Raw genomic sequence first — 12968 nt, 5'->3', positions numbered from 1 at the left:
CGGGGTCTCGTCGCTGCGGCCCCGGCCGGGGCGGTCCTCTTCGGACCGCCCGCCAAGGGCAGGAGTGGATGGGTCGATGGAGACTCCCGGGTCGCAGACATCGCTGCACAGGGCCAATCTGGAGCGGGTCGTACGCGCCGTACGGATGGCGGGATCGCTCACCCAGGCGGAGATCGCCCGGAGCACCGGGCTCTCCGCAGCCACGGTCTCCAATATCGTCCGGGAACTGAAGGACGGCGGAACGGTCGAGGTCACCCCCACCTCGGCGGGCGGCCGCCGTGCCCGCAGCGTCTCGCTCAGCGGCGACGCGGGCATCGTCATCGGCGTCGACTTCGGCCATACGCACCTGCGCGTCGCCGTCGGCAACCTGGCCCACCAGGTGCTGGCCGAGGAGGCCGAGCCGCTGGACGTCGACGCGTCGTCCGCCGAGGGCTTCGACCGGGCGGAAGCGCTGGTCAAGCGCCTCATCGAGGCCACCGGCATCGGCCCGGACAAGGTCGTCGGCGTGGGTCTCGGAGTGCCGGGTCCGATCGACGTCGAGTCGGGCACGCTGGGCTCCACCTCGATCCTGCCGGGCTGGACGGGCATCAACCCCAGCGAGGAGCTCTCCGGCCGCCTCGGAGTCCCGGTGTACGTCGACAACGACGCCAACCTCGGGGCGCTCGGCGAGCTGGTCTGGGGCAGCGGCCGGGGTGTCAAGGACCTCGCGTACATCAAGGTCGCCAGCGGTGTCGGCGCCGGTCTGGTGATCGACGGGACCATCTACCGGGGCCCCGGCGGCACGGCCGGCGAGATCGGGCACATCACGCTCGACGAGTCGGGCCCGGTCTGCCGCTGCGGCAACCGGGGCTGCCTGGAGACCTTCACCGCCGCCCGCTACGTCCTGCCGCTGCTCCAGCCCAGCCACGGGCCCGGGCTCACCATGGAGCGGGTCGTCCAGCTGGCCCGGGAGGGCGATCCGGGGTGCCGCCGGGTGATCGGCGACGTGGGCCGCCACATAGGCAGCGGGGTGGCCAACCTGTGCAATCTGCTCAACCCGAGCCGCGTGGTGCTCGGCGGCTCGCTGGCGGAGGCCGGGGAGCTGGTTCTGGGGCCCATACGGGACTCCGTGTCGCGTTACGCGATCCCCAGCGCGGCCCGGCAGCTCTCGGTGCTCCCCGGGGCGCTCGGCGGCCGTGCCGAGGTGCTGGGCGCACTCGCCCTGGTGCTCAGCGAGATGGGGGATTCAACCCTTTTGGAGAGCACCCTCCCCGCAGCGACTCCTGCCTTCACTTAGATAACGAATGGCACCGTTGTCATCTCGTTAAGGATTTACTCCTTGACGCTGGTGCTGCGGCCGAGTTGACTTCCAGCCACCTCGGCCGCAACGTCGCGGCCTCGTCAGGGAGGTTCGAGAATGAACACGCGTATGCGTCGTGCCGCCGTTGCCGTTGCCGCCACCACGATGGCGATCTCGCTGGCCGCTTGCGGGAGCGCCAAGGAGTCGGGCGACAAGGCCGAGAAGAGCTCGGAGAAGAAGGGCGACGACCTGAAGATAGGTCTGCTCCTTCCCGAGAACCAGACGGCCCGTTACGAGAAGTTCGACCGGCCGATCATCGAGAAGAAGATCAGCGAGCTCACCGGCGGCAAGGCGGAGGTCGTCTACGCCAACGCCAAGCAGGACGCGACCACTCAGTCGCAGCAGGTCGACACCATGATCACCAACAAGGTCGACGCGCTCATCCTCGGCGCGGTGGACGCGAAGGCGATCGCGAACAGCGTCAAGAAGGCCAAGGCCGAGGGCATTCCGGTCGTCGCCTTCGACCGTCTCGCCGAGGGCCCGATCGACGCGTACACCTCCTTCGACAACGAAGAGGTCGGCCGCGCCCAGGGCACCGCCCTGCTGGAGGCCCTGGGCGACAAGGCCGACGGCGGCACGATCGTGATGATGAACGGCGCGATCACCGACCCGAACGCCGCCCTCTTCAAGAAGGGCGCCAAGTCCGTTCTCGACGGCAAGGTGAAGTACGGCAAGGAGTACGACACCAAGGAGTGGAAGCCGGAGAACGCCAACGCCAACATGGAAGCGGCGATCACCGCGCTCGGCAAGGACAAGATCGACGGCGTCTACTCCGCCAACGACGGCATGGCGGGCGGCATCATCACCGCCCTGAAGGCCGCCGGTCTGCCGAAGCTCCCCCCGGTCACCGGCCAGGACGCGGAGCTGGCGGGCGTGCAGCGCATCGTCACCGGCGAGCAGTTCATGAGCGTCTACAAGTCCTACCCGGCCGAGGGCGTCGTCGCCGCCGAGATGGCCGTCGCCCTCGCCAAGGGCGAGACGCTCGACTCGATCGCCACCTCCAAGGTCGACAACGCCAGCCAGAAGGGCATCCCGACGGTCCTCGTCCCGGTCATCTCGCTGACCAAGGACAACATCAAGGACACCGTCATCAAGGACGGCATCTACACGATCGACGAGATCTGCACCGGCAAGTACAAGGCCGCCTGCGACAAGATCGGTCTGAAGTAGCCCTCCGGGACCCGGCCGCCCCGCGCGGCCCGGTCCCGCCCCGCCGTAGGCCCGCCGCACCCGAGCGGGGGCCGCACGGCAGCAACGCCCGCGCACGCGGCCGCCGTACCCCGGCCCGCACGCGCCACGAAGCCTGTCCGGTGCCCCGCCCACCAACCGTCCCGCTACCGGGCGGGGCGCCGGACGGAACAGCTTCCCCTTTCTTCTGTTCTCTTCTGCTCGACCGCCGCGCCTTTCCCCGGGCGCGGCATCCCCGCCGGTCAGGCGGCGAAGGAGATGGTTCACGTGTCCGCTACGCCCGTGTTGGCGTTGCGAGGGGTCTCCAAGCGATTCGGTGCCGTACAGGTACTCACCGATGTAGAGCTTGAGGTCCACGCCGGCGAGGTGGTCGCCCTGGTCGGCGACAACGGCGCCGGTAAATCAACGCTGGTCAAGACGATCGCCGGAGTCCACCCCATCGATGAGGGAGTCATCGAGTGGGAGGGCAGCGCCGTGCGGATCGACAAGCCGCACGACGCCCAGAACCTCGGCGTCGCGACCGTCTATCAGGACCTCGCGCTGTGCGACAACATCGACGTCGTCGGCAACCTCTACCTGGGCCGCGAGCTGCGCAGGTTCGGCATCCTGGACGAGGTGGAGATGGAGCGCCGCTCCCGCGAGCTGCTGTCCACGCTCTCCATCCGCATCCCGAGCGTCCGCATCCCGATCGCCTCGCTCTCCGGCGGCCAGCGCCAGACCGTGGCCATCGCCCGGTCGATGCTCGGCGAGCCCAAGCTCGTCATCCTCGACGAGCCGACCGCCGCCCTCGGCGTCGAGCAGACCGCCCAGGTCCTCGACCTCGTCGAGCGGCTGCGCGAGCGCGGTCACGCGGTCATCCTCATCAGCCACAACATGGCCGATGTGAAGGCCGTCGCCGACAAGGTCGCGGTGCTCCGGCTGGGCCGGAACAACGGTGTCTTCGATGTGAAGACCACCTCCCAGGAAGAGATCATCTCCGCCATCACGGGCGCCACGGACAACGCCGTGACCCGACGTGCGGCGCGCAACGCGGAGGTTTCCAAGTGACCACCGACAACTCCGCGACCTCGCTGGACAAGGCCGCAGCCCCGGCCGACGCGCCGGTCGGCAACCAGGACGCGCCCCAGGGCGCCGCCACGGTCGTGGACCCCCGCCTGCTCATCCGCCAGCAGGGCTTCACCGGCTACCTGACCGAGTTCAAGCGCAAGATCAGCGGCGGTGACCTGGGCTCCATCCCGGTGATCGTCGGCCTCGTGGTCATCGCCATCGTCTTCCAGAGCATGAACTCCGAGTTCCTCTCCGCGAAGAACATCAGCGACATCGCGACCACGATGGTCGCCACCGGCATGATGGCCGTCGGCATCATCTTCGTCCTGCTGCTCGGCGAGATCGACCTCTCGGTCGGCTCGGTCAGCGGTGTCTCCGGCGCCCTCGTCGCGGTGCTCAGTGTCACCCAGGGCATGAACGAGTGGCTGGCGATCCTCGTCGCCATCGTCAGCGGGGCGGTGATGGGCGCGATCCACGGCTTCTTCTTCGCCCGGATCGGGGCCCCGGCCTTCGCCGTCACCCTGGCCGGTCTGCTGTTCTGGCTCGGCTTCATGCTCCAGCTGCTGGGCGACTCCGGCACCATCAACCTGGACGGCGACGGGGTGGTCGGCCAGCTGACCACGTACTACTTCACCGATGTCGCCGCCGCCTACGGGCTCGCCGCCGTCGCGGTCGTCGGCTACTTCCTCGCCGCCTTCCTGGACACCCGCCGCCGCGAGGCCGCGGGCATCCCGGCCCGGCCGATCGTCGACATCACCGTGCGCACCGCCGTCCTCGCGGTGTTCGCGTTCGCCGCCGCGTACATGTTCAACCAGTACCGCGGCCTGCCGCTCGCCCTGGTCCTCTTCCTGATCGTCCTGGTCGGCACGGACTTCCTGCTGCGCCGCACCGCCTACGGGCGGAAGATCTTCGCGCTCGGCGGCAGCGTCGAGGCCTCCCGGCGCGCCGGTATCAACGTCACCGCGATCCGGATCTCCGTCTTCTCCATCGCGGGGACCTTCGCGGCGATCGGCGGCCTGTTCTGGGCCTCCAAGATCGCGGCGGCCAACCAGGGCTCCGGCACCGGGGACCTGCTGATGAACGTCATCGCGGCGGCCGTCATCGGCGGCACGAGCCTCTTCGGCGGCCGCGGCCGCACCTGGAACGCGCTGCTCGGTGTCATGGTGATCGTCTCCATCCAGTACGGACTGTCACTGGAAGGCATCGCCACCCCGATCCAGTACATGATCACCGGCGGTGTGCTTCTCGCCACGGTCGTGATCGACTCCGTCACCCGAAAGACCCAGAAGACCGCGGGCCGCGCCTGACCGCACCACGCGCAGGTGCCCGGTACTCCTCCCAGGGGGGCGCCGGGCACCTGCGCGTGTCCGCGTATGGCTACGAACCGGGCCGCCCGCTGCCCACGGCCGCGGACGGAACATTAGACTCATCGGATCGGCACGCACGCTCGATCAGCTCAAACGCAAGGAGGCACGGGTGGATCTGCTGACCCGCATCAAGGGACCGCGCGACCTGGACCGGCTCAGCCTCGGTGAGCTGGAGCAGCTCGCGGAGGAGATCCGTACCTTCCTCGTGGACGCGGTGTCCAAGACCGGCGGTCACCTCGGGCCCAACCTGGGCGTCGTCGAGCTCACCATCGCCCTGCACCGGGTCTTCGAGTCGCCCAAGGACAAGGTGCTCTGGGACACCGGCCACCAGAGCTACGTGCACAAGCTGCTCACCGGCCGCCAGGACTTCTCCCGGCTCAAGAGCAAGGGCGGCCTCTCCGGCTACCCCTCCCGTGCCGAGTCCGAGCACGACATCATCGAGAACAGCCACGCCTCCGGGGTCCTCGGCTGGGCCGACGGCCTCGCCAAGGCGAACGAGGTCCTCGACAAGGACGACCACGTCGTCGCGGTCATCGGCGACGGCGCGCTCACCGGAGGCATGGCCTGGGAGGCGCTGAACAACATCGCCGCCGCCAAGGACCGCCCCCTCGTCATCGTCGTCAACGACAACGAGCGCTCCTACGCCCCCACCATCGGCGGGCTCGCCAACCACCTCGCCACGCTCCGTACGACCGACGGTTACGAACGGTTCCTGGCCCGCGGCAAGGACATCCTGGAGCGCACGCCCGTCGTCGGCCGCCCGCTGTACGAGACCCTGCACGGCGCCAAGAAGGGCCTCAAGGACTTCATCGCCCCGCAGGGCATGTTCGAGGACCTCGGCCTGAAGTACGTCGGCCCGATCGACGGCCACGACATCGAGGCCCTGGAGTCCGCGCTCCAGCGCGCCAAGCGCTTCGGCGGCCCGGTCATCGTGCACTGCCTCACCGAGAAGGGCCGCGGCTACACCCCGGCCCTGGAGGACGAGGCCGACCGCTTCCACGCGGTGGGCAAGATCCACCCGGACACCGGGCTGCCGATCTCCAGCTCCGGCCTCGACTGGACCTCCGTCTTCGGCGAGGAGATGCTCAAGCTCGGCCAGGAGCGCGAGGACATCGTCGCCATCACCGCGGCCATGCTCCAGCCCGTCGGCCTCGGCAGGTTCGAGGCCGCCTTCCCGGACCGGATCTACGACGTGGGCATCGCCGAGCAGCACGGCGCGGTCTCCGCGGCGGGCCTCGCCACCGGCGGCCTCCACCCGGTCTTCGCGGTCTACGCCACCTTCCTCAACCGCGCCTTCGACCAGGTCCTGATGGACGTCGCCCTGCACAAGTGCGGCGTCACCTTCGTCCTGGACCGGGCCGGCATCACCGGCACGGACGGCGCCTCGCACAACGGCATGTGGGACATGTCGATCCTCCAGTGCGTGCCCACGCTCCGGATCGCCGCCCCGCGCGACGCCGACCAGGTCCGCGCCCAGCTGCGCGAGGCCGTCGACGTCGACGACGCGCCCACCGTGGTCCGCTTCTCCAAGGGCGCGGTCGGCCCGGCGGTCAAGGCGGTCGGCAAGGCGGGCGGCATGGACATCCTGCGCGAGCCGAAGGCGGCCCGCCCCGACGTCCTGATCGTCTCCGTCGGCGCGCTCGCCCCGATGTGTCTGGAGATCGCCGACCTGCTGGACGCCCAGGGCATCTCCAGCACCGTCGTCGACCCGCGCTGGGTCAAACCGGTCGACGAGGCGCTCGCCCCGCTCGCCGAGCGCCACCGTGTCGTCGTCACGGTCGAGGACAACTGCCGCGCCGGAGGCGTCGGTTCCGCCGTCGCCCAGGCGCTGCGCGACGCCGGCGTCGACGTACCGCTGCGCGACTTCGGCATCCCGCCGGTCTTCCTGGACCACGCGTCGCGCGGCGAGGTCATGGCCGAGATCGGACTGACCGCACCGGACATCGCCCGCCAGGTCACCGGCCTGGTCGCCAAGCTCGACGGCCGCTTCGAGAGCCGCGCGGTGGAGCCCGCCCGCGACTGACGTCCGACCCTCCATACGGCCGACGGGCCGGGAGAACCGCCCCTGTACGGGTGGCTCTCCCGGCCCGTTCGCGTGAAACGGACCGGATGGCGTGATCATGCGGTGTCCGGTGCCCATCATGGCGCTCACAACGAGTGCGTGGAGGTACGCAGGTGAGCGCGCAGGCCACACCACCCCGCGGAAGAGGCGTCTTCCGCACCAAGTCCGTCGAACAGTCGATCCTTGACACCGAGGAGCCGGAACACGCGCTCAAGAAGTCCCTCTCCGCCCTGGACCTGACGGTCTTCGGCGTCGGTGTCATCATCGGCACCGGCATCTTCGTCCTCACGGGCAAGGTCGCCAAGGAGACGGCGGGACCCGCGACCGCCCTCGCGTTCGTCGCGGCGGCCGTCGTGTGCGCGCTGGCCGCGCTCTGCTACGCCGAGTTCGCCTCCACCGTCCCGGTGGCGGGCTCCGCCTACACCTTCTCGTACACGTCACTGGGCGAGCTGGTGGCCTGGATCATCGGCTGGGACCTGGTGCTGGAGTTCGCGCTGGGCACCGCGGTGGTCGCGGTCGGCTGGTCCGGCTACGTCCGCTCACTGATGGACAACGTCGACTGGACGATGCCCCAGGCGCTCTCGGGGCCGGATGCGGCGGAAGGGTTCGGCTTCGACCTCCTGGCCTTCGCCCTGGTGCTGGTGCTGACCGTCATCCTGGTCGTCGGCATGAAGCTCTCCGCCCGGGTCACCTCGGTCGTCGTGGCGATCAAGGTCGGCGTGGTCCTCATGGTGATCGTCGCGGGCCTGTTCTTCATCAAGGCCGAGAACTACAAGCCCTTCATCCCCCCAGCCGAGCCGCAGCCCGCCGGTTCGGGCTGGGACGCCCCGCTCGTACAGCTGATCTTCGGCTACGAACCCACCAACTTCGGCGTCATGGGCATCTTCACGGCTGCCTCCATCGTCTTCTTCGCGTTCCTCGGCTTCGACGTGGTGGCCACCGCCGCCGAGGAGACCAAGCTGCCCCAGCGCGACATGCCGCGCGGCATCCTCGGCTCGCTCATCATCTGCACGGTGCTCTACGTGGCGGTCTCGATCGTGGTCACCGGCATGCAGCACTACAGCGAACTCTCCGTCAGCGCCCCGCTCGCCGACGCCTTCAAGGCCACCGGGCACCCCTTCTACGCCGGTCTGATCAGTTTCGGCGCGGCGGTCGGCCTCACCACGGTCTGCATGATCCTGCTGCTCGGCCAGACCCGCGTCTTCTTCGCGATGAGCCGCGACGGCCTGCTCCCGCGCTTCTTCTCCAGGACGCACCCGCGCTTCAGGACCCCGTACCGTCCGACGATCCTGCTCGGCGTGCTGATCGCGGTCATCGCCGGGTTCACGAGCATCGACGAGCTGGCCACCCTGGTGAACATCGGCACGCTCTTCGCCTTCGTCGTCGTCGCGCTCGGCGTCCTGGTCCTGCGCCGCACCCGCCCCGACCTGCACCGCGCCTTCCGCACCCCGTGGGTACCGGTCCTGCCGGCCGCCTCGGTGGCGGCCTCGGTCTGGCTGATGCTCAATCTGCCCGCGGAGACCTGGCTGCGGTTCGGCGCCTGGATGGCGCTGGGCGTGGTCATCTACTTCGTGTACGGGCGCTCGCACAGCCGGATGGCCAGGGAGGGGCGCTGAGGAGTGTCCGGCAGTCCCGCGTGGGCGGGCGGTGCCCGGCACGCGCGCTCGGGAGTCTCGCGCGTCCAGCATGCCACCCCCGCCATTAATATGATCCTATGACTTGGCTGATCACGGGTGGTGCGGGTTTCATCGGGGCGCATGTCGTCAAGGCGATGCTCGACGCCGGCGAGCCCGTAGTGGTGTACGACGATCTATCGACCGGGGACCCGGCCCGCGTGCCCGCGGACGTGCCCTTCGTCAAGGGCTCGACCCTCGACCGGGGACAGCTCGACCGGACGTTGTCGGAGTTCGCCGTCGACGGGGTCGTCCACCTCGCCGCCAAGAAGCAGGTGGCTGAGTCCGTCGCGCTTCCGCTCCACTACTACCGGGAGAACGTGCACGGTCTCCAGACTCTTCTTGAGGCCGTCACGGAGGCGGGAACCCGGCGGTTCCTCTTCTCCTCGTCCGCGGCTGTCTACGGCCTCCCCGACGTGGACCTCGTCACCGAGGGGACGCCGTGCGCGCCGATCAATCCGTACGGCGAGACCAAGCTCGCCGGTGAGTGGATGGTGCGCGCGGCGGGCGCCGCACACGGCATGGCGACAGCCTCGCTGCGCTACTTCAACGTCGCGGGGGCGGGGAGCCCGGCCCTCGCCGACACGGGCGTCTTCAACCTGATTCCCATGGTCTTCGAGAAGCTCACGGAGGGTGCGGCCCCGATGATCTTCGGGGACGACTACGCCACCCCCGACGGCACCTGCGTCCGCGACTTCATCCATGTCGAGGACCTGGCTTCCGCGCATCTCGCGGTGGCGGGCGCCCTGGGGGAGCGCGGCGACGGCTCCGACCTCACGGTCAACATCGGCCGGGGCGCGGGCGTTTCGGTACGCGAGATGATCGCCCTGATCGGCGAAGTCACGGGATACGGCCCGGACGCCGAGCCCGCCGTGATGGCCCGTCGAGCCGGGGACCCGGCCCGGGTGGTGGCCTCGGCGGACCGGATGCGTACGGAGCTGGGCTGGACGGCCCGGCACGACGTACGCGACATGGTCGCCTCGGCGTGGGAGGGCTGGTGCTTCTCCCACCCGGAGGCCCGTCGCTGACCGCGCCCGCACAGGGCTGACGCGGCGAGGCCCCGGGGGTGCGTCCCCCCGGGGCCTCGCCGCGTCGGTCGTTCCGGTCCGGTGTCAGCCGCCCGTGGCCGGGGACTTCTTGGCCGATTCCGGGATCGTGGCGTCCGTGCGGATCGCCTCCCACAGTTCGCCGGCCTGCGGCTCGGCGGCGACCACCCGGTTGCGGTCCTGCTTGTCGTACGCCACCGGAAGCATGATCGTCTCCATCGAGCCCGGGTCGACCCCGTTCATCGAGCGGCCGAACTCCGCGAGCGAGGTCAGGGAGGCGAGCCCGGAGTCGGTCGTCAGCGCCTTGGTGGCCGAGTTGGCGATCTTGTACGAACTCGCCGGGCTGCCCAGCAGGTCCTGCGACTTGATCTCGCTCAGCAGCGCCAGCAGGAACTGCTGCTGGAGGCCGATACGGCCGAGGTCACTGCCGTCGCCGATGCCGTGCCGGGTCCGGACGTAGGCGAGGGACTCGGTGCCGTTGAGCTTGTGCGGTCCGGCGGTGAGGTTGAGGCCGGAGGCCTTGTCGTTGATGTCCTGGGGCACATCGACGGTGACTCCGCCGATGGCGTCGACCAGGTCCTTGAACCCGGCGAAGTTGATTTCCAGATAGTGGTCGATCCGGACCCCGGACATCTTCTCGACCGTCTTGACGACGCAGGCCGGGCCGGCCAGCGAATACACCGAGTTGAACATCACCCGGTTCGCCTCGGGGAGGTCCGAGCCGTCGGACTTGGAGCAGACGGGCCGGGTCACGAGCGTGTCGCGGGGGATGGACACCGCGACCGCCTTCGTGCGGCCCTCGGGTATGTGCACGACCATCGCCGTGTCGGAACGGGCACCGCTCACCGCCCCGCCGCCGCCCAGCTCCTTGTTCTCGGCGCCCGCCCGGGAGTCGGAGCCGAGCACCAGCAGGTTCTGCCCGGCGGTCGGGAGCTTCTCCGGGCGTTCGTCGCCGAGCGCCTTGTCGATGTCGACGCTCTTGATGTTGCCGTCGAGCTGGCTGTAGAGCCAGTAGACGGTCCCTCCGGCGGCCAGCACCAGCGCGAGCAGGGTGAAGAGGATTCCTCGCCGTACGCGCTGCCCGCGCGTACGAGCCTTCGGGGCCCGGCGGCTCTTGGGCTTGCGGCGGGAGGGCAGGTCGGAGTCGTCAGACATACACACAGCTCGTCATCGTCTGGGCCCCGGGGTCAGTGGGGTAACCACTGAGGCGTGTCGGACCCTCCTTGGGGATCGGCTGCCGAAGCCACAGGAGGGGATCGTGCGGATGCTCGCCGCGGTTCGGATGTTGGGACAGCAGGACCGCAGGAGAACACCTGTTGATCGAACATGCTCGGATCAAACAGATGCTGGAGAACTATAGACAGATTTCTGGACCGGAAGGGAGAGCGCATATCTTCTTGGGAGCCGGGATACATCGGAACGCCCGGTTCCGCTCCAGAGGGGATCGTCGGGCTCATGGCACGCAGAGGGGGACGCCGAGGCGGGCGTGAGGACAGGGCGCCGCACGGGTCGGGGACGTCCCCGACCGCCCGCTCCGAGGCGGTGGCGATCGTCGTGGCCACACCGGCGGACGCGCTTGCTCTGCTGGCCGGGGAGGAGCCCGGGGCCGCCGTGCACATCGTCTGTGCCCAGCCCGGCACGGCCGACGAGCGCGCTGCCCTCGACAGGGCCGTCGAGGACGCCGCACGCAGGGGCGTCCGGGTGGCGGGGGACGCCTGGGTCATCGACGCCGAGGTGGGAAAGATCACAGCCCTGGTCCTCGACGCCCTGCACGAGCTGCGGCCGTTGCGCGTGCGGACGCTGGACCCCGACCCGGCGCACGTGGCCTTCGACGCCGAGGCCAAGCGCCCGGTCATCGCCGAGCCGCCGCTGCGGGGCAGTGTGGCGCGGGCCACGATCGCGGCGGCGCGCAGGTATCAGCGCACCTGCGGTGCGCCGGTCTTCGTCGACTGCCGACGGGCCGGGGTGGATCCACGGCTGGGGGCGCAGGCAGCTGCCCGCCACCCCCGGTCCACGCGGTGGCTGGTCCGGGGTGCGGACGGCCGGCTCTCCGCGTATCTGCCGTCCGCCGCGGGCGTGCTGCGCTGGACCGAGCGGACGGCGGGGCGGGACGACTGGTCGGGCCCCGAACTGCTGGAGAGCCCCGACCTCCTGCCGGGGCTGACCGTGCTCCAGGACGGCGACGGCTATGCGCACCTGATCGGTCTGCGGCGCCGGAAGCGCGCCGACGGCAAGGAGCATGTCGACATCGTCCACACGACGCAGTACCAGAGCGGACGCCCCATCGGCCCGTGGCATTCGGTGGGCAACCCGAACGCCAACGACCGGGCCAAGGCGCGGGAGGTGGGCTTCCCGGCGGCGGTCTTCGACACCGCGGGAAACCTGCATGTCTTCGTGCGGAACTTCGGACACGGCGTCAGCACCCGCCGCCAGTCACCTGACGGGAAGTGGAGTGCGTGGCAGCACCTGCGGGGCGTGGCCGTCGCCGATGAGCTGATCGCGCTGCCCGGCCGGCTCGGCGGCGCCGAGATCTGGGCCCGGACGAGGGACGCGGCTTCGGCGGTCCGCTGGCACCAGGAGGCGCCCCAAGGTGCGTGGACCCTGGACGCGGAGCCCATGGTGAGCCCCTATCCGGGGAGCCTTTCGGCGGCGCCCGAGGCGGGTACGGTCCGCTTCCGCTACGCGGCCACCAACGAGGTCTGTGCCGGGGTGCCGGGAGGCGGTCCGGTGGGGCTGGGGGGCGCGGACGGGGCCGGGCCGATCGCCGCTGTCGCCGGAGTGGACATCCAGGGCTGGGGCTGCACCGTGCTGGCGAGGTGGGGCCACGCGGGGGCGTGCGCGGTGGGAGCCCACGAGGACGGCCGGCCGGAAGGCGGCGTCTGGTGGTTCGACGCGGGGGAGACCTCGCTGGTGCCGCCCGCGGTGGCCGTCGACGGGTACGGCCGGGCCGTCATCACCCTGCTGGGGGCCGACGGCCGGCTGAGGGTCGCGCGCCAGGAGCCCGGCGCGAGCGGGCTGGCCTTCGGCTCGTGGATCACGGTCCGGTGACATAGCGGTAATAGAAGGATCAATGATCGACCTGGTTCGCATGCGTACAACCATTGACAGTTTTGGTTTGTCTTTGAACTTGCTATGGTCTTGATCTGAAACTTACGTGGACAACGGGTGAAGCAACTGTGTCCATGATGTGAATGCCCCCTTGATCGCGTGTGCAAGCCGCTGGGGCGTGCTCGCAGGTACGCAAGG

At 69.9% G+C, this 12968-nt stretch carries 9 protein-coding genes; 8 read left to right on the top strand and 1 reads right to left on the bottom strand.

The annotated features are described in order from the left end of the window. Positions 1–76 precede the first annotated feature (76 nt). The 7 genes from CIB93_RS15670 to galE all read left to right on the top strand — a co-directional run bounded on the left by CIB93_RS15670 (position 77) and on the right by galE (position 9704). Complete coding sequence (locus CIB93_RS15670) at positions 77–1276, top strand: ROK family transcriptional regulator (RefSeq protein ID WP_096627443.1); 1200 nt, start codon at positions 77–79, stop codon at positions 1274–1276. A gap of 120 nt (positions 1277–1396) precedes the next feature. Beyond that, positions 1397–2509 (top strand): sugar ABC transporter substrate-binding protein, encoded by a 1113-nt coding sequence (locus tag CIB93_RS15665; RefSeq protein ID WP_096627442.1) that lies wholly within the window; start codon positions 1397–1399, stop codon positions 2507–2509. A gap of 276 nt (positions 2510–2785) precedes the next feature. Beyond that, complete coding sequence (locus CIB93_RS15660) at positions 2786–3574, top strand: ATP-binding cassette domain-containing protein (protein WP_096627441.1); 789 nt, start codon at positions 2786–2788, stop codon at positions 3572–3574. Further along, positions 3571–4881, top strand: coding sequence for a sugar ABC transporter permease (locus CIB93_RS15655; RefSeq protein WP_179500125.1), 1311 nt, complete (start codon positions 3571–3573; stop codon positions 4879–4881). Before CIB93_RS15660 ends, CIB93_RS15655 begins: the two co-directional genes overlap by 4 nt. 169 nt (positions 4882–5050) lie before the next feature. Beyond that, positions 5051–6964 (top strand): 1-deoxy-D-xylulose-5-phosphate synthase, encoded by a 1914-nt coding sequence (dxs, locus tag CIB93_RS15650; RefSeq protein ID WP_096627440.1) that lies wholly within the window; start codon positions 5051–5053, stop codon positions 6962–6964. Between the two features lie 152 nt (positions 6965–7116). After that, positions 7117–8619 carry an amino acid permease gene (locus CIB93_RS15645; RefSeq protein WP_096627439.1) on the top strand — a complete coding sequence of 501 codons (1503 nt, stop codon included), beginning with the start codon at positions 7117–7119 and terminating at the stop codon, positions 8617–8619. Between the two features lie 98 nt (positions 8620–8717). Next, entirely contained in the window at positions 8718–9704 is a 987-nt protein-coding gene (gene galE, locus CIB93_RS15640) for a UDP-glucose 4-epimerase GalE (RefSeq protein ID WP_096627438.1), read from the top strand. An 84-nt stretch (positions 9705–9788) separates the two neighbouring features. Here the strand turns inward: galE and CIB93_RS15635 are convergent, their stop codons facing one another. After that, positions 9789–10877 carry an LCP family protein gene (locus tag CIB93_RS15635; protein ID WP_096627437.1) on the bottom strand — a complete coding sequence of 363 codons (1089 nt, stop codon included), beginning with the start codon at positions 10875–10877 and terminating at the stop codon, positions 9789–9791. Positions 10878–11177: 300 nt separating this feature from the next. Between CIB93_RS15635 and CIB93_RS15630 the strand changes: the two genes are divergently transcribed. Then, a complete protein-coding gene (locus CIB93_RS15630; protein ID WP_143660053.1) occupies positions 11178–12770 on the top strand; it encodes a hypothetical protein in 1593 nt (530 codons plus the stop codon). Positions 12771–12968 lie beyond the last annotated feature (198 nt).

Source organism: Streptomyces sp. WZ.A104 (genome assembly GCF_002382885.1).
Lineage (GTDB): Bacteria > Actinomycetota > Actinomycetes > Streptomycetales > Streptomycetaceae > Streptomyces.
This window is presented reverse-complemented; position numbering and strand designations above follow the sequence as displayed.

What these genes read in the sequence shown, in the direction of transcription:
- CIB93_RS15665 (WP_096627442.1), top strand. Translation starts at nt 1,397, where the DNA reads ATGAACACGCGTATGCGTCGTGCCGCCGTTGCCGTTGCCGCCACCACG.
- CIB93_RS15660 (WP_096627441.1), top strand. Translation starts at nt 2,786, where the DNA reads ATGGTTCACGTGTCCGCTACGCCCGTGTTGGCGTTGCGAGGGGTCTCC.
- CIB93_RS15670 (WP_096627443.1), top strand. Translation starts at nt 77, where the DNA reads ATGGAGACTCCCGGGTCGCAGACATCGCTGCACAGGGCCAATCTGGAG.
- CIB93_RS15630 (WP_143660053.1), top strand. Translation starts at nt 11,178, where the DNA reads ATGGCACGCAGAGGGGGACGCCGAGGCGGGCGTGAGGACAGGGCGCCG.
- CIB93_RS15635 (WP_096627437.1), bottom strand. Translation starts at nt 10,877, where the DNA reads ATGTCTGACGACTCCGACCTGCCCTCCCGCCGCAAGCCCAAGAGCCGC.
- galE (WP_096627438.1), top strand. Translation starts at nt 8,718, where the DNA reads ATGACTTGGCTGATCACGGGTGGTGCGGGTTTCATCGGGGCGCATGTC.